The organism is Sphingopyxis sp. GW821-FHT12F08, from assembly GCF_058806755.1.
In genome coordinates this window covers 59,639-75,895 of record NZ_JBXAQA010000001.1, presented here as the reverse complement: position 1 = coordinate 75,895, position 16,257 = coordinate 59,639, and the positions used below count along the sequence as shown (strand labels likewise).

Below are 16,257 nucleotides of genomic sequence, written 5' to 3'. Positions count from 1 at the left end.
GGTGGCGTTAGGGTGAATTAAGGATGATTTCAGTGATTCGCTTGTTTGATAAAATCGACAAGCGCCAACACGCGATCTCTGTGTTCATTGTATAAATTGCTATCTATAGAGCATTGATTATATGTAAGATATTCCGCTATTTTGATCTTATCAGCCGTTCTTTCATTCTTATCTTCTTTTGCGCCAATCCAATAGTTAATCGGCTTACTATAACGATTTCCTCCCGCCGATGTCACGTTAGCACTGGGATGCGTCTTGCGTATCGCTGCGTCACGATCCGAATTAGAATAGTAATTTTCTATTTCTCGCCCATGAGTTATCCAGCAATAGCCATCAATTTTTTCCATCTCATCTCTTACCCTCACTTTGGTTTCTCTGATACTCTGGCTAGGTGCTGAAATGTCGCTGTCGATAAGAATCGCTGGCTTCCTAGAGATTGGAAGTATTTTTATCAAGTCTTCCACGGAAGTTTCGTCTGCTGTCAATCGACTAAGAAGCTTTCCTCCGTAGAACATGATCGAATAATGCTCTCCTTCTCTGAGAGAGATATCACTAGTTTTTATCCAATGGTTTATGTATATTCTATCAGATGGTCCTTCCACCCATATTATACAATTAGATTGAAGCAAATCACTTGATTTGCACCCAATGTTCCTACAAGCAATAAACTTAGATTGAGAACTTATAAGGTTCTCGACTATTGCTTCTCCGTTTTCGTGTCTGACACCAAAAATATTCGCTTCTTGGGTATCTATTATTGACGCAGAGTGTGTTGTTATGAATATCTGATTTTCAGTATATTCCATTATAAAGCGCATAAAGCGCCTTTGAAGAGTCGGATGAAGATGAACCTCCGGTTCTTCCAAAAGAATTATGTCATTTGGTCTTACAAGAATTTCGGATGCCAGTATGACTATCTCGTGTATACCGGATCCCATCATCTCTATTGGAAGAAACTTTCCATCTATCTTTACATTTATCGTACTTCTATCATTTGGTATTTGGATTTCTATTGAATCATCACCTATAATTTCTCCAATAAATTTTCTTAAGTTGTCAAATCTGTTTTTGTCATCCATCTTTCGATAAGTGGGATACGCTATTTCCGCGAGCTTCTCGATCACGTGAGAATCGCCGCTGTCTTTGGAATATTCATCATAGAACTCCTCCATCCTTGTAGGTATTTGCCTAAAGGACGGTATGAAGTAGCTCGCTTGGTTTTGGTCAATAAATCTAACAAGGCGCACCATTGTCTCAGGCCACCAATGCTGCTCATAGCTACCCGATCCAGAATTCGTAAGGGCGGTCCAGATTTGTTGAAACGCCTGTCTCGATTTAGCCCCCAAGGGTGGCGGGCCAACAGGGTATTGACGATTTCCCGTATCCGCTGAAAGCGAAACGATCAGCTTAAGAAGGCTACGATCTTCGTCGAGAACGTCTGCTTCCTGCAGGGCGTTGTACCAATTTTCGGGTATAGCCCCGTTTTTTGAAAACTTATTTGGATCAAAGGGAACATAAATTGGGAAATGTGATATTTCCTTACCCGCTAGGGGGCGGTCTGATACTGATAGTTTCGGAGATCGTTTCCCAGAGTTTTCGATTGCTGGTAAAACAATTTTCTTAATATATCGAAGTATATTTGATTTTCCTGAGTTATTTGATCCGATTATTATGTTTACGCGCTTTAGAGGGGCTAGCAACTGAGTTGTCGCGCCGAAGTTCCGAAAATTGGAAATTCCAAAGCCGTAGAGCATTCTTACCCCGTAATAATCGCTACTCTCGCGAGCATAGCTTATTGCAACTCAAACCGAAAACCCTCCAGAATTCCGTCTATTCGACCCCGCCGCGAGCACCTTCTTGCCCGTCGGAGTCAGCGTCCATTTCGCGCCTTGCTGCGCGACGAGGCCGAGGGCGGCGAGTTCGTCGCGCACGGGATCGCTGGGGAGTTGGGGGCGACGGTTCGAAATGCCTTCGAGGGTCGCGCGCTGGGGCTGGCTGAGGACCAGCAGTTTGAGCTTGGGTTTCTTGTCGGTCATGCCGGTCCTTATGCTTCTGTTATGAGATTGTGGTGCTGCTGGTCGGTGAAGGTCACCATTTGCCGCCGGCTGCGGTGATGGCTTTGAGCAGCGCCTTCTTGCTGGCGGTACGGTTCTGGCCGCTATTGCGAGGGATCACAAAGGTTGGGCCGAGCGCGGCGCGGCGGCGCAGCGCATCGCGCCCGAAATCATCGAGCGACACGGCCTGCTGGCTATCCTTCACGGAGCGTTTCGACGTCATAGTCGCCGCAGCTTTCCTCTTTGATCCGCCTGTTCATATAGGTCATGTCGGCATCGGGATATAGCTGGAATAGCGCCTGCGCCTGCGCGAGCATGTCGTTCGCGGTGCCCGATGCGTATTGGCCCATGCGGTCGGCGATGATGTCTTCGACCGCGAGAAGAGCGATCCGGCCGGCGTCGCCGACCTCGATCAATCGGACCCGGCCCGGGTCGGCAAGCCCGCTGAGCAAGGTCGAGGTGACGACCTCGAACCCCAGCCCGAGGTCCGGATGGACCCAGCCGCGCGTCGCGACACCCCGACCCGATGGCCGGACGAAACCATGCGTGCGAAGCTCGGCCTCGAACTCGTCCTGGCTCGGCGTTGCGATATCGAAATCGCCGGTGCTGATCGCACTGACCGAATAGAGCTCGACCGCCGCGCCGCCGACCAGCACCGGGCGCGAGAGGCCGCGCGCGACCATCGCCTCGCTGACCCGAGCGAAGAGGCGCAAGGCCGCTTCGAACTCGGGGCGATAGGGCGAGGTCATTATTCGGCGGCGATCCCCGCCTTGGCGAACATGTCCTCGCCGTCGCTGTCGGGGTCGGTCACCGGCGCGCCGTCGTCGTTGGCCTTGGCCTTCTTGCGGTTGTCGAAGCTTGACCAGACGGTGTTCCAGTCGCCGCGGGTCGCGCCCTTGCTGTACTCGGTCGCGCGGGTTTCGAAGAAGTTCGCGTGCTCGACGCCGTTGAGCAGCGGGGCGAGCCAGGGGAGGGGGTGTTCGTCGATCATGTAGATCGGTTGGAAGCCGAGCTGCCCCAAACGCCAGTCGGCGATGTAGCGGATGTAGCGCTTGATCTCCTTGGGCGTCATGCCGGGGACGGGGCCCTGTTCGAAGGCGAGGTCGATGAACGCATCCTCGAGCCGCACCGTCTTCTGGCAGGTGTCGATGATGTCTTCCTTCACCGCCTTGGTCAGGCAGCCGCGTTCCTTGGTGAAGGTGTGGAACAGCTTGATGATGCCCTCGCAGTGCAGGCTCTCGTCGCGGATCGACCAGCTGACGATCTGGCCCATGCCCTTCATCTTGTTGAAGCGCGGGAAGTTCATCAGCATCGCGAAGCTGGCGAAGAGCTGGAGCCCCTCGGTGAAGCCGCCGAACATCGCGAGGGTGCGCGCGATATCCTCGTCATTCTCGACCCCGAAGGTGCCCATATAGTCGTGCTTGGCGCGCATCTCGTCATATTCGAGGAACATGCCGTACTCGCTCTCGGGCATGCCGATGGTGTCGAGCAGGTGGCTGTACGCCGCGATGTGCACGGTCTCCATGTTGCTGAACGCGGTCAGCATCATCTTGATCTCGGTCGGCTTGAACACGCGGCCGTATTTTTCGTGGTAGCAATCCTGCACCTCGATGTCGGCCTGGGTGAAGAAGCGGAAGATCTGCGTCAGCAGGTTGCGTTCATGGTCCGAAATCTTCTGCGCCCAGTCGCGGCAATCCTCGCCCAGCGGCACTTCCTCGGGCACCCAGTGGATCTGCTGCTGGCGTTTCCAGAAATCGAACGCCCAGGGATATTCGAAGGGCTTGTAGGTCTTGCGGGATTCTAGCAGCGGCATCAGTCTATCCTTGCGTTCGAACTTCATTCCCTCTCCCACAAGGGGAGAGGGGTTTTATGCATTACTGACAGGCCAGACATTCGTCATAATCGGTGGTCTGCAGCTCGTACACCGGGGCTTCGGCGGTGTTGTCGGCCTCGACCCCGCCCGCGAAGCCGGCGCGCTGCACCGACTTGGACCGCAGATAATAGAGCGACTTGATGCCGAGTTCCCACGCGCGATAGTGGAGCATGAGCAGATCCCACTTCTCGACGTCGGCGGGGATGAACAGGTTCAGCGACGCCGCCTGGTCGATGTACGGCGTGCGATCGGCGGCGAGTTCGAGGAGCCAGCGCTGGTCGATCTCGAAGCTGGTCTTGAAACAGTCCTTTTCGTCCTGGGTCAGGAAGTCGAGGTGCTGGACGCTGCCGCCGCGTTCGAGGATCGAGTTCCAGATCGCGTCGCTGTTCTTCGCCTTGTCGACGAGCAAAGCCTCGAGGTGCGGGTTGCGGATCGAGAAGCTGCCCGAGAGCGTCTTGTGCGTGTAGATGTTCGCCGGGATCGGCTCGATGCACGCGCTGGTGCCGCCGCAGATGATCGAAATCGACGCGGTCGGCGCGATCGCCATCTTGCAGCTGAAGCGCTCCATCACGCCCTGGTCGGCGGCGTCGGGGCAGGGGCCGCGCTCGTTGGCGAGCAGCATCGACGCCTGGTCGACCTGCGCGCGGATATGCTTGAAGACGCGCAGGTTCGACGATTTCGCCATCGCGCCCTCAAACGGCAGGCCGCGCGCCTGGAGGAAGCTGTGGAAGCCCATGACGCCGAGGCCGACCGAGCGTTCGCGGCTGGCGCTATATTTGGCGCGCGCCATTTCGGGCGGGGCGCGGTCGATATAGTCCTGCAGGACATTGTCGAGCATGCGCATGACATCCTCGATGAACAGCTTGTCGCCGTTCCACTCGTCCCAGGTTTCGAGATTGAGCGACGAGAGGCAGCAGACCGCGGTGCGATCGTTGCCGAGATGGTCGCGGCCGGTGGGGAGGGTGATTTCCGAGCAGAGGTTCGAGGTGGTGACCTTCAGCCCCAGGTCGCGATGATGCTTGGGCATCATGCGGTTCACCTGGTCGATGAAGATGATGTAGGGCTCGCCGGTCGCGAGGCGCGTTTCGACGAGCTTCTGGAACAGGCCGCGCGCGTCGACGGTGCCGCGGACGCTGTTGTCCTTGGGGCTGCGCAGGTTGAATTCACTGCCGTCGCGGACGGCCTCCATGAACTCGTCGGTGATCAGCACGCCGTGGTGGAGGTTCAATGCCTTGCGGTTGAAGTCGCCCGAGGGTTTGCGGACCTCGAGGAACTCCTCGATCTCGGGGTGCGAGACGTCGAGGTAGCAGGCGGCCGAACCGCGGCGGAGGCTGCCCTGCGAAATCGCGAGGGTCAGGCTGTCCATCACGCGGACGAAGGGGATGATGCCGCTGGTCTTGCCGTTGAGGCCGACGGGTTCGCCGATGCCGCGCACCGCGCCCCAGTAAGTGCCGATGCCGCCGCCGCGGCTGGCGAGCCAGACATTCTCGTTCCATGTGCCGACGATGCCCTCGAGGCTGTCGTCGACCGAGTTCAGATAGCAGCTGATCGGCAGGCCGCGGCCGGTGCCGCCGTTCGAGAGCACCGGAGTCGCGGGCATGAACCACAGCTTCGAGATATAGTCGTAGAGCCGCTGGGCGTGATCCTGGTCGTCGGCATAGGCGTCGGCGACGCGCGCGAAGAGGTCCTGATAGGATTCGCCGGGCAGCAGGTAGCGGTCCTCGAGCGTTTCCTTGCCGAAGTCGGTGAGGAGCGCGTCGCGGTCACGCACGGTCTGGATGGCGAAGCGGCGCGCGTGGACCTTCGCCTCGCCGCCGTCGTTGAGCTTGGCGGCCGCGGGCGCCGAATCACCCTTCGATTCGCCGGTCGATTCGGTTGCCACCGGAGCCTCGTTCTTCGCTAATTCCATCGTCGCCACGTCGCTCGTCTCCACCCGGTCCGTTTCCCGAAAATCCATGCTCATTCGCCCCCGATTCAACGCGCACGCGGCGCGTTTTGTTCCTGTCTTGTTCGACTCAGGACGAAGTCCCAGTCTTAGCATTTTATCGACGTCCAAGGGCATCTTTTTTGGGCGCAGGAGGCTCTTTCCTCCGCCCATATGGGATGGGCGGCGGAAATCCGCCACTTTCGGCCAAATACTAATTATTGGGGTGCCCCCTCGGTCGACCCACCATCTATAGTGCCACGTCGGCGGAGAGACGCAAGACGGTAAATGACAGATTGACGACTCGGTTCGTCGCTATTCCGATTCGTTTCGTCGCTCGCCGGGCACGCCTCACGGGGTGAAGTGGCGGCTTTCCGCCGCGTTCGCCGATCGGCAAGCCGACGCGCCGCGCCCAAAATTTTTTCCGCCCGGCACAAGATGTGGTGCGAGCCGCTTTTCAACCGCCGCGCCACCCTCTAACCGGTGCTGCGCGGACAAGCGCCTTGGGGGACAAAGACTTATGCTGGTGGGGATCGATCTCGGCACGACGAACAGCGCCGTCGCGGTGTGGCAGGACGGGGCGCCGGTGCTGATTCCCAACGCGCTCGGCGACCTGCTGACCCCCTCGGCGGTGAGCGTCGGCGACGACGGCGCCTTGCTCGTCGGCCTCGCGGCGCGCGAGCGACAGGCGACGCACCCCGAGGCGACCGCGACGATCTTCAAGCGGCGGATGGGCACGGTCGAGGAAGCGCGGCTCGGCAGGCGGCGTTACCGGCCCGAGGAATTGTCGGCGATGGTGCTGCAGTCGCTGAAGGCCGACGCCGAGGCGTTTCTGGGCGAGAAGGTCACCGGTGCGATCGTCACTGTCCCCGCTTACTTCAACGACCGCCAGCGCAAGGCGACGCGGCGCGCGGGCGAGCTTGCCGGGCTCGATGTCGAGCGGCTGATCAACGAGCCGACCGCGGCGGCGCTCGCCTATGGCATCCACGAGCTCGAGGAGGAGCGGCCGTTCCTGGTGTTCGACCTCGGCGGCGGGACCTTCGACGTCTCGCTGGTCGAGATTTTCGACGGGGTGATCGAGGTCCGCGCCTCGGCGGGCGACAACCGGCTGGGCGGCGAGGATTTCAACGCCGCGATCGTCGCGCTGGCGAAGGACGCGCTGGGCGACGCGCTGAAGGCCAAGGCGGGCGAGGCGGCGATGCTCGACGAGGTGCTGCGCGCCGCCGCCGAGCGCACGCGCCGGGCGCTGAGCGACGCCGACCGCGCGCCGTTCCAGATCGTGTGGAAGGGCGAGGCCTTTGAATGCGAGGTGACCGGCGAGGATTTCGAGGCACGCGCGCAGCCGCTGATCGACCGGCTGCGCGACCCGGTGCTGCGCGCGCTGCGCGACGGCAACGTCCGCGCCGAGGGACTGTCCGAAATCGTGATGGTCGGCGGCGCGACGCGGATGCCGCTGGTGCGCCGCGCGGTGACGCGGATGTTCGGGCGCTTTCCCAATGCCCAGATCAACCCCGACCATGCGATCGCGCTGGGCGCCGCGGTGCAGGCGGGGCTGAAGAGCCGCGACGCGGCGCTGAAGGAGATCCGCCTGACCGACGTCTGCCCCTTCACCCTGGGGGTCGACACCGGGCACCGCGACGCGACCGGCAAGATCACCACAGGGCTCTTCTCGCCGATCATCGAGCGCAACACGGTGATTCCGGCGAGCCGCAGCGAGGTCTATTCGCCGCTCGACGCCGCGCAGCAGAGCGTGACCTTCGGCATCTATCAGGGCGAATCGCGCTTCGTCGCGCAGAACGTCAAGCTGGGGCAGCTTGACGTGCCGCTGCCGCGCGACCATCGCGGGCATATCGGGATCGACGTGCGCTTCACCTATGACGTGTCGGGATTGCTTGAGGTCGACGTCGAGGTGCCGGGCACCGGCACGCGGCGCCAGCTGGTGATCCGCGACGAAGAGGACCGCGAGAGCGACGCCGATTTCGCGAAGCGGCGCAAGGCGCTGGAGGCGATGAAAATCCACCCGCGCGACGAGGCCGCCAACGCCGCGACCTTGGCGCGCGCGAACCAGCTGTTCGAGAACCGGCTGGGGTACGAGCGGCAGGTCGTCGGCGAATGGATCGCTCAGTTCGAAAGCGTGCTCGCCGGACAGGACCCGCGCGCGATCGAGACCGCGCGCAGCGAGCTCGACAAGGCGATCGACGGCATGGACGGAGAGCAGTTTCTGTGAGCCGCCGCCGGCCGCCGTGGAGCAGCCTCGGCATCGATCCCACCGCCGACGAGCGCGAAATCAAGCGCGCCTATGCGAAGAAGCTGAAGGCGATCGACGTCGAGGCCGAGCCTGCGAAGTTCATCGCGCTGCGGCAGCAATTCGAACGAGCGCAGAATGAGGCGCGCTGGATCGGACGCGAGGACGCCGATGTCGAGGATTGGGACGACGAGGACGAGGATCCGGACGAAGCGGCCGAGGCCGAGGTAAGCGGGCCCATGGACGCCGACGAATGGGCGCTCGGCGAGGTTGGAGGCGCGGGAGGCGGGGCGGCGGTCACCGCGCCGCTGGTGCCGCCGCCCGAGCGGCCGAACCCGTGGGCCGAGGCGCGCGACCGCGTCGCGTCGCGCTTCGCCGAGATCGAGGCGGCGCTGCGTGCGAAGGGCGAGGCGCGCGAGGGCGCGATCGACCGCGCGACGCGCGCGCTGTGGGCCGAGCCCGCGCTCGAAACGGTCGACGCCGCCGAGGATGTCGAGCATCGCCTCGCGCATCTGGTGCTGAACCACGGCGTCGACGCGGCGTATCTGCTGCGGCTCGCGAGCTGGCACTATGGCTGGATGCGGCGCGCGCAGCAGGTCGGCACCGGCTGGCCGATCGGCGAGGTCGGCCGCCGCGCCGCCGCCGAAAACTGGTTCCAGAAGATCGAGAGCGGTACCTCGGGTTACACCAGGACGGTCCTCAAGGATCTGGAGACCCCTCCGACGGGCAGCTGGGCGCGCGACTGGCTGCGCAAGCGGCGCGTGCGCGAGTTCCTCGGCGCGATGCGCCAGCATCATCCCGAGGGCGAATATCGTTTCGACCCCGATATCGTCACGGCGTGGGAGGAGGCGTCCGATGTCCGCATCCCCTGGGGCGCGCTGGTCACCGGCTTCCTCGTCGCGCTGGCGATGGCGGGGCGCGCGCGGCAGGCGCCGCTCGCCGACCCGGTCTTCTGGGCGTGGTGGACCGGCGCGGCGGGCGGCCTGCTGCTGGTCGAGCGGCTGCTCGTGCGGCGCGCCGAGCGGCAAAGAAGCCGGCGACGGTCGGGACCCGCGCGGCTCGACCCGCTGGAGGGCGCGGCCTATTTCGCTTTGCTGACGATCCCGCCGATCGCGCTGATGGCGCCCGCGACGCCGATGACCACCGCGGGGCTGATCGTCGCCGCGCTGCTGCTCGTCCACGAATGCGGCGCCGAACCGGGCGCCGGGGGCCACACCGGTTTCTGGATGCGGCTCGCGGCGGCGCGCTATCCGCTGATCGCGGCGCTGCTGCTGGCGGTGCACGCGATGGCCGAGGCGCCCGCGGGGCGGATGGACTGGCGGCAGGCGGTGGTGCCCGGCGTGCTCGCGCTGTTCGCGACGCACTGGCTGCGGCCGCGGCTGGTCGAGACGTGGGAGGCCGCGCCGCGCTGGCTGCTGGTCGGGGCACGTTCGCTGCTGCTTGCCGGCGCGGCGGGGCTATTGTGGGTCGCGGTACGCACGCTGCCCGCCCAGCCGGGCGAGCTGGCGGTCGCGGCAGCGCTCGTCGCGCTGCTCGCGCAGGATGCCGCTGCCGACGCCTGGCGTCGCCCGCTGTCGACGCCCTTCCTGATCGCCTATGTGCTGCTCGTCGCGGGGCTGGCGATCATGCCGCTGACGATCGCGATGGCGCTGGTGGTGCGGCGGCTGGCCGACCGGCTGTTCATCAAGGCGTGATCGAATGAAGTTGCAGCGATCAGGCTGTCTGCAAGAGCCCTCCCCCTTGAGGGGGAGGGTTGGGTGGGGGTGTACGCCCGCCAGCGCGGACGCGCGGCCTGACGGCCCCGCTCCCCCACCCCCAACCCCTCCCCGCCGGGGAGGGGGATTTAGCCGCAACCACAGATGTCTTATTCGCCGCGCTGGAACATCATCGCCATTTCCTCGATGTCGAGGTCGCGTTCGAGTTCGTGGAGCACCTCGTCCTCGATCAGCCCGGCGCGGTGAATGCGGATCAGCTCGGCGCGGCTCGCCGCGATCGCCTGCAGCAGCACGTCGAAATGCGAGCGCAGCCCGTCCATCGCCGCCACCGGCTCGGCGGTGTAGCGCTCCATGAAGCGCATGCGCTTCCTATGCTCCTCGAGCATCATCGGGTGGATCAGCGTCCCGTCCTCGTCATAGGCGAGCCGCTCGACGACTTCCGACCGCGCGCGCGCCATCGCGCCCTCGGCGGCGGGCAGCGCCATCTGCGCGGGCGGGTCGGCGTCGACCGGCGCGACTGCATGGATGAGGAGGCCGAGGCTCGACCCCTGCACGACGACGGTCACGAAGATCACCGCGAAGGCACAGATCAGCATCAGGTCGCGGCCGGGCATGTCGACGGGCAGCGTCAGCGGCACCGCCAGCGTCACCACGCCGCGCATCCCCGCCCAGCTCAGCACCGTCGCCTGCCGCCAGCCGAGCGGCCGCGCGCGTTTCAGGCCCAGCTTGCCTGCGATTTCGAGCACCGCCTCCGACGCGAAGATCCAGACGAAGCGCGCCACGGTGACGGTGAGCACGACCGCGACCATCATGACGATCCACGACGTCGGGATCGCCCCGATCCCGCCGACCCGCTCGATCGCGTCGCGCAGCGAAAAGCCGATCAGGATGAACACCAGCGCCTCGAGCACGAAGACCATGATGAACCAGGCCGAATTGGCGCGCAGCCGCACGTCGGCGGACAAGATCTCATGCTGGTACCAGCCCATCGCGAGCCCCGCGGTGACCGTCGCGATGACGCCCGACACGTGAACGGCTTCGCCCGCGATATAGGCGGCCCAGCACAGGAGGATCGTGATCAGCATGACGAGCATGCGGTCGTTCAGCCGCTTGGCGGCGAAGATCCACGCCTTGGCGACCACCGCGCCGACGACCACGCCGCCGATCGCGACGAAAGCGAAGCTCTGCACCGCCTCGCCGGTGTGGAACACGCCGCTGAGCGTCGCCGCGACCGCGAAGCGGAAGAGGATCAGGCCGGTCGCGTCGTTGAGCAGGCTTTCGCCCTCGAGCAGCGCCTCGAGCCGGCGCGGCAGGTGGACGCCCTTCAGCACCGCGCGCGCGGACACCGCGTCGGGGGGCGAGACGATCGCGCCGAGCGCGAAGCAGGCCGCCCAGGGCAGCGAGGGCAGGATCATATGCGCGACCACGCCGACGACGAGCGTGGTGAACACCACCGCGCCGACCGCGAGCGACAGGATGCCCGGCAGGTGGCGGCGGAAGCGGCCGAGCGCGGTGAAATAGGCGCCGTCCATCAGCAGCGGCGGCAGGAAGAGCACGAGCGCGAGCTCGGGGTCGAGCGTGATCGACGGCAGCCCGGGGATGAAAGCGAGCCCGCCGCCGCCGACCAGCAAGGCGGTCGCGGGCGGCCAGCGCAGCTTGAGCGCGAGCCAGTGGAGCGCGATGACGAGCGCGAGCAGCGCGAGGACGAGTTCGAAGGCTTCGACCGCGTGCATGGCTCAGCTCCGCTGCCGCCAGATGCCGGTCGACGATGTCATGCTGAACCCCCTTGCCACCCAAAGCCGCCGCCATCTTGGCGTCGTTTCGGCTGGCGATCAATGCTTGGGGAGGGGGGTGAAGTATTTTGCAAAGCTAGGGCCTGTAGTGCCGGCTTGGAGGGTGGGGAGCGGGCGTAGCCGATCCTCCCCGGAACGGGGAGGGGGACCAGCGAAGCTGGTGGAGGGGCACAGGCGGTTTGCCTTGCCGGTGAGGTGGCGCGCTGCAGATTCGTACCCGGAAACGAGCGGCTTGTCGGTTTGGCGCTGCGCAAACCTCCTGTGCCCCTCCACCACCCTTCGGGTGATCCCCCACCCCCGTTGGGGGAGGATCGGTTCGTCCGCTTCCGCCCGATACCGGACAGGCGACCCAGCAAAAAATATCATCGCCAACCTTTATCCCCCGTCCGCCGCGCTCGGCAGCCGCGACGGGGGATGAGGTTGTTTGTGCACGAGAGGAACATTAGTGGAACATGTTCGGGGCGTCAACCCCCTTTTGTTCTCCTTTGTGTGGCGACTTGACAGGTTGACGTAAACGTCAATCGCCGCCAAGGCGAGCGGACGTAGCGGAAAGGGAGAGACGATGGCGGAGCAACCCAGGTTCGATCTGACGGGGCGCGTCGCGCTCGTCACCGGGGCCTCCTCGGGGCTCGGCGCGGGTTTCGCCAAGGCGCTCGCCGCCGCGGGCGCGAAGGTGGTGCTCGCCGCGCGCCGCGCCGACAAGCTCGCGGAACAAGTGGCCGCGATCGAAGCCGCGGGCGGGCAGGCGGTCGCGGTATCGATGGACGTCACCGACGAAGCCTCGACCAAGGCCGCCTATGACGCCGCCGAGGCGGCCTTCGGCACGGTCGACACGATCGTCGCCAACGCCGGAGTCGCGACCGAGAAGATGGCGCTGGGCCTGTCGGCGGACGAGGTCGACTTCCTCCACGCCGCCAATGTCCGCGGCGTGTTCCTGACCGCGACCGAGGGCGCGCGGCGGCTCGACAAGGCGGGTGCGCGCGAGAAGCAGCATGGCCGCATCGTGCTGATCGGCTCGATCACCGCCGAGAAGGTCTTTCCCGCGACCGCGGTCTATGGCGCGACCAAGGCCGCGGTGCGCCACCTGGGCAAGGCGCTGGCGCGCGAATGGGCGCGGCGCGGGATCAGCGTCAATGTGATCCAGCCGGGCTATTTCGAATCCGAAATGACCGCCGAGCTGTTCGAGAGCGATGTCGGCGATGCGATGGTCAAGAGCTTCCCGCGCCAGCGGATGCGCCCGCCGAGCGACCTGCACGCGCCGCTGCTGCTGCTCTGCTCCGACGCGGCGCAGGGCATTACGGGCAGCGTGTTCACGATCGACGACGGGCAGACGCTGTGAGCGGCGAACTGCTGGTCGAGACGCGCGGGCAGGTCGAGATCGCGACGCTCAATCGGCCCGAGCGGCTCAATGCGCTGAACGAAGGGCTGGTCGACGAGCTCAACGCCTATTTCGGCGGGCTTGCCGAGCGCAAGGAGGTTCGCGTCGTGATCCTGCGCGGCGCCGGGCGCGGCTTTTGCGCCGGGCTCGACATCCAGGAGGATCGCTCGAGCGACGAGACGGCGGTGCTGCGCACGCTGCGTACCCAGACGAGCATCGGCAACATCTATCGCAAGATGCGCGCCTGTCCGCAGCCGATCATCGCGCTCGGCCATGGCGCCGCGGCGGGGGGCGGGCTGTCGCTGCTGCTCGCGTCGGACGTACGCTACGGCGCGCCCGACTTTCGCTGCAACGCCGCCTATATCCGCATCGGGCTCGGCGGCTGCGACATGGCGTCGAGCTATTTCCTGCCGCGCTTGGTCGGCGCGAGCCTGGCGGCGGAGATGATCCTGACGGGGCGGTTCATCGACGCCGAGCGCGCGCTTCGCGCGGGGCTGATCAGCGAGATCGTCGCGGAAGAGGCCTTGCTCGACCGCGGGCTCGCGCTCGCCGACGAGATGCTCGCGACCGCGCCTTGGGGACTGCGGCTGTCGAAGCAGGCGCTGAACCTCAATATCGACGCGCAGAGCCTCGACGCCGCAATGGCGATCGAGGATCGGCAGCAGGTGATCCTCTCGGCGACCGAGGATCACAAGGAAGCGCTCGCGGCCTTCCTCGGCAAGCGCCCGCCCGACTATCGCGAGCGGTGACCGACATGCTCCGCCTCTATGCGTTCAACACCGGCTGGTTCCAGTGCCGCCCGGGCTATTTCATCGAGGGCGAGGAGGGCGATTATCTCAAAGGCCCGGTGCCCTCCTATCTGATCGACCATCCCAAGGGGCGCGCGCTGTTCGATACCGGCATGGGGGTGCGCTATCGCCGCACGCTCGACACCGCGCTGCCGCCGAACAAGTTCGGGCTGCAATTTTTCGAGGGGCAGGAGATCGCGGCGCGGCTGAAGAGCATCGACGTCGATCCTGCGAGCATAAATTGGGTGATCAATTCGCACCTCCACATCGACCATTGCGGCGGCAATGCGAGCCTGCCCAACGCCTGCGTGATCGTGCAGTCGCGCGAGCTGGCCGCGGCGCAGGCGACCGAGGAGGCGGGGCTGTACGAGGCGGTCGATTATGCGACCGGCCAGCCGGTGAAGGCGATCGACGGCGAGCTCGACCTGTTCGGCGACGGCAGCGTGCGGATCGTGCCGACCTACGGGCACACGCCGGGGCACCAGAGCGCGATCGTGAAATTGCCGAGCGGGCGCGGAGTGCTGCTGGCGGCGGACTGTTGCTACACCGAGCGCAACCTCGATTTGATGGTGCTGCAGAAGGCGGTGGTCGACCGGGAAGCGGGCGAGCGCACCATGGTTTATCTCCAGCGCCAGCGGCAAGCCGGCATCCACATCCTGTTCGGCCACGACGGGCGGCAGTGGGCGCGCGTCGAGGAAGGAAAGGCGATCGGGTGAAGCGATCCTCCCCAACGGGGGAGGGGGACCACCCGCAGGGTGGTGGAGGGGCACAGGAGGTCATACGCCGCGCTCGACACCGCGTGCCCCTCCACCATGCTTCGCATGGTCCCCCTTCCCGTGCCGGGGAGGATCGCTCCTCAAAACCCCCGCGCCACCCGTTCGGCAAAGTCCGGCGCTACCCCGGCGCTGCTGAACACCTCATGCGCCAGCCCGGCGCCCAGCGACAGGTCGGCCTGTTCGCGGTAGAGCTTCTTATACGCGAATATGCTGTGCCGCGATTGCGCCGCGATCGCCTCGGCCAGCGTCCGCACCGCCGCGTCCAGTTCGCCATCCGCCACGCAATGATTGGCGAGGCCGATCCGCGCCGCCTCGCGCCCACCCACCGGCAGGCCGGTAAAGCTCATCTCGCGCGCCTTCGCTTCGCCGACGCGGCGCGGCAGGCGCTGGCTCATGCCCCAGATCGGCACCAGCCCGAATTTGCCGTGGGTGTCGGCGAAATGCGCGCTTTCGCCCGCGACGATGATGTCGCCCGCGAGCGCGAGTTCGAGCCCGCCGGTGAAGCAGCCCCCTTGCACCGCGACGATGACCGGCTGCGGTAGCTCGGCGAGCTTGGTGACGATCGAGCCCTGATAATGTTTGCGCGGGGCTTCGGTGCCGCGTTCCTTGAGATCGTTGCCCGCGCAGAAGGCCGGGCCGTTCGCGCGCAGCACCACGACGCCGATCGCCTCGCCCGCCGCCGCGATCGCATCGGCGTGTCCGTCGAGTTCGGCCCAGAGCGCGAGGTTCAGCGCATTGCGCTTCTCGGGCCGGTTGAGCGTCAGCGTCGCGACGCCGCCGCTGTTCTCGCGCAAGACCAGTTCGCTCATATCTTCGCCTCCGCTGCCATGATCGTTCGCCCGTCTGGCCCGATCGCCGCCATGTCCCAGCCGTCGTCCTTCGCGCGCCCGACGAGGTGGATCGGCTCACACGCGAAGGCTGGCGCCTGCGCGCGCATCGTGAAGGCGGTGAGCGTATTGGCGCCGAGCTCGCGCTGCGCGAGGTCGAGCAACAGCGTCGCGGTCAGCGGGCCGTGGACGACGAGTCCGCGATAACCCTCTTCGTCCCGCGTGTAGGGCAGGTCGTAATGGATGCGGTGGCTGTTGAAGGTCAGCGCCGAATAGCGGAACAGCATCGCCTCGGTGGGCAGGACGTCGCGCCGCCAGCTCCAGTCCGACAGGTCGGGCTCGCCCGCCGGTGCAAGCGTCGGGGCAGGGGCCGCCGCAGGGGCGGGGGCGCGGAACACGATCGTCTGGCGTTCCTGCACCGCCACCACATCGTTCGCGCGCGTTTCATGCTCGACCTCGACGAAGACGAGTTGGCCCGTGCCGCCGGTCTTTTCCTTGATCGCCGCGACGGTCGAGGTGCGCGCGATGGCCGTGCCCGCGGCGATCGGCGCGAGGAAACGCACCTCGCTCGCCGCCCACATCCGGCGCGGCAGCGGGATCGGCGGCATGAAGCTGCCGGGATCGTCCTCGCGCAGCGGGTGGCCGTCGGGGCCGAGCGTGGCGGTCGGCGCGTCGGGCAGGCAGAGGCACCAGTGGATTGCCTGGCTCGCGATGTCGCCGTGCGCGTCGCTGTCGATCGTCGCGCGGAAGCGCGCCAGCACGGTGGGGGTAAGCAGGTCCTGCTGGACGATGCTGCGCCCGATCCATCCGTCCCACGCCGTCATCGCCCGCTCCCGTGCTGCATTCGTCGCAGCCGCCAAAGCAGCATTTGGCGGCCGTGCCAA

Annotated in this window: 14 protein-coding genes; 5 read left to right on the top strand and 9 right to left on the bottom strand. The window is 64.9% G+C overall.

Annotation, left to right across the window (positions count from 1 at the left end; translation table 11 throughout):
• Nucleotides 1–29 precede the first annotated feature (29 nt).
• The 6 genes from AC1RNQ_RS00310 to AC1RNQ_RS00285 form a co-directional block, all read right to left on the bottom strand.
• The gene (locus tag AC1RNQ_RS00310) at nucleotides 30–1,754 is read right to left on the bottom strand and encodes an ATP-dependent nuclease (RefSeq protein ID WP_493167984.1); all 1,725 of its coding nucleotides are present in this window, start codon (nucleotides 1,752–1,754) and stop codon (nucleotides 30–32) included.
• Between the two features lie 48 nt (nucleotides 1,755–1,802).
• Nucleotides 1,803–2,036, bottom strand: coding sequence for a hypothetical protein (locus AC1RNQ_RS00305; protein WP_077032561.1), 234 nt, complete (start codon nucleotides 2,034–2,036; stop codon nucleotides 1,803–1,805).
• Between the two features lie 52 nt (nucleotides 2,037–2,088).
• Nucleotides 2,089–2,277 carry a hypothetical protein gene (locus AC1RNQ_RS00300; protein WP_493167982.1) on the bottom strand — a complete coding sequence of 63 codons (189 nt, stop codon included), beginning with the start codon at nucleotides 2,275–2,277 and terminating at the stop codon, nucleotides 2,089–2,091.
• Nucleotides 2,249–2,803 carry a hypothetical protein gene (locus AC1RNQ_RS00295; RefSeq protein WP_493167981.1) on the bottom strand — a complete coding sequence of 185 codons (555 nt, stop codon included), beginning with the start codon at nucleotides 2,801–2,803 and terminating at the stop codon, nucleotides 2,249–2,251. Before AC1RNQ_RS00295 ends, AC1RNQ_RS00300 begins: the two co-directional genes overlap by 29 nt.
• Complete coding sequence (locus AC1RNQ_RS00290) at nucleotides 2,803–3,867, bottom strand: ribonucleotide-diphosphate reductase subunit beta (protein WP_493169375.1); 1,065 nt, start codon at nucleotides 3,865–3,867, stop codon at nucleotides 2,803–2,805. The genes AC1RNQ_RS00295 and AC1RNQ_RS00290 overlap by 1 nt, the downstream gene beginning before the upstream one ends.
• A gap of 61 nt (nucleotides 3,868–3,928) precedes the next feature.
• On the bottom strand, nucleotides 3,929–5,884 hold the full coding sequence (locus AC1RNQ_RS00285; protein ID WP_493167980.1) for a ribonucleoside-diphosphate reductase subunit alpha: 1,956 nt from the start codon (nucleotides 5,882–5,884) through the stop codon (nucleotides 3,929–3,931).
• Between the two features lie 487 nt (nucleotides 5,885–6,371).
• Here AC1RNQ_RS00285 and AC1RNQ_RS00280 point away from each other — a divergent pair, with 487 nt between their 5' ends.
• Entirely contained in the window at nucleotides 6,372–8,078 is a 1,707-nt protein-coding gene (locus tag AC1RNQ_RS00280) for an Hsp70 family protein (RefSeq protein WP_493167979.1), read from the top strand.
• The gene (locus AC1RNQ_RS00275; RefSeq protein WP_493167977.1) at nucleotides 8,075–9,790 is read left to right on the top strand and encodes a J domain-containing protein; all 1,716 of its coding nucleotides are present in this window, start codon (nucleotides 8,075–8,077) and stop codon (nucleotides 9,788–9,790) included. Before AC1RNQ_RS00280 ends, AC1RNQ_RS00275 begins: the two co-directional genes overlap by 4 nt.
• A 170-nt stretch (nucleotides 9,791–9,960) precedes the next feature.
• Here AC1RNQ_RS00275 and AC1RNQ_RS00270 read toward each other — a convergent pair whose 3' ends face one another.
• On the bottom strand, nucleotides 9,961–11,544 hold the full coding sequence (locus tag AC1RNQ_RS00270; protein ID WP_493167976.1) for a Na+/H+ antiporter: 1,584 nt from the start codon (nucleotides 11,542–11,544) through the stop codon (nucleotides 9,961–9,963).
• A 622-nt stretch (nucleotides 11,545–12,166) separates the two neighbouring features.
• Between AC1RNQ_RS00270 and AC1RNQ_RS00265 the strand changes: the two genes are divergently transcribed.
• From AC1RNQ_RS00265 to AC1RNQ_RS00255, 3 genes are read left to right on the top strand one after another with little or no spacing between them, the layout of a single operon-like run.
• A complete protein-coding gene (locus AC1RNQ_RS00265) occupies nucleotides 12,167–12,943 on the top strand; it encodes an SDR family oxidoreductase (RefSeq protein ID WP_493167974.1) in 777 nt (258 codons plus the stop codon).
• Nucleotides 12,940–13,731, top strand: a complete 792-nt coding sequence (locus tag AC1RNQ_RS00260; protein ID WP_493167972.1) for an enoyl-CoA hydratase/isomerase family protein — start codon at nucleotides 12,940–12,942, stop codon at nucleotides 13,729–13,731. The genes AC1RNQ_RS00265 and AC1RNQ_RS00260 overlap by 4 nt, the downstream gene beginning before the upstream one ends.
• Nucleotides 13,732–13,736: 5 nt before the next feature.
• Entirely contained in the window at nucleotides 13,737–14,486 is a 750-nt protein-coding gene (locus tag AC1RNQ_RS00255) for an N-acyl homoserine lactonase family protein (protein ID WP_493169373.1), read from the top strand.
• A gap of 140 nt (nucleotides 14,487–14,626) precedes the next feature.
• Here AC1RNQ_RS00255 and AC1RNQ_RS00250 read toward each other — a convergent pair whose 3' ends face one another.
• Nucleotides 14,627–15,355 (bottom strand): enoyl-CoA hydratase/isomerase family protein, encoded by a 729-nt coding sequence (locus tag AC1RNQ_RS00250; protein WP_493167970.1) that lies wholly within the window; start codon nucleotides 15,353–15,355, stop codon nucleotides 14,627–14,629.
• Complete coding sequence (locus AC1RNQ_RS00245) at nucleotides 15,352–16,197, bottom strand: HTD2 family dehydratase (protein ID WP_493167968.1); 846 nt, start codon at nucleotides 16,195–16,197, stop codon at nucleotides 15,352–15,354. Before AC1RNQ_RS00245 ends, AC1RNQ_RS00250 begins: the two co-directional genes overlap by 4 nt.
• Nucleotides 16,198–16,257: the final 60 nt, after the last annotated feature.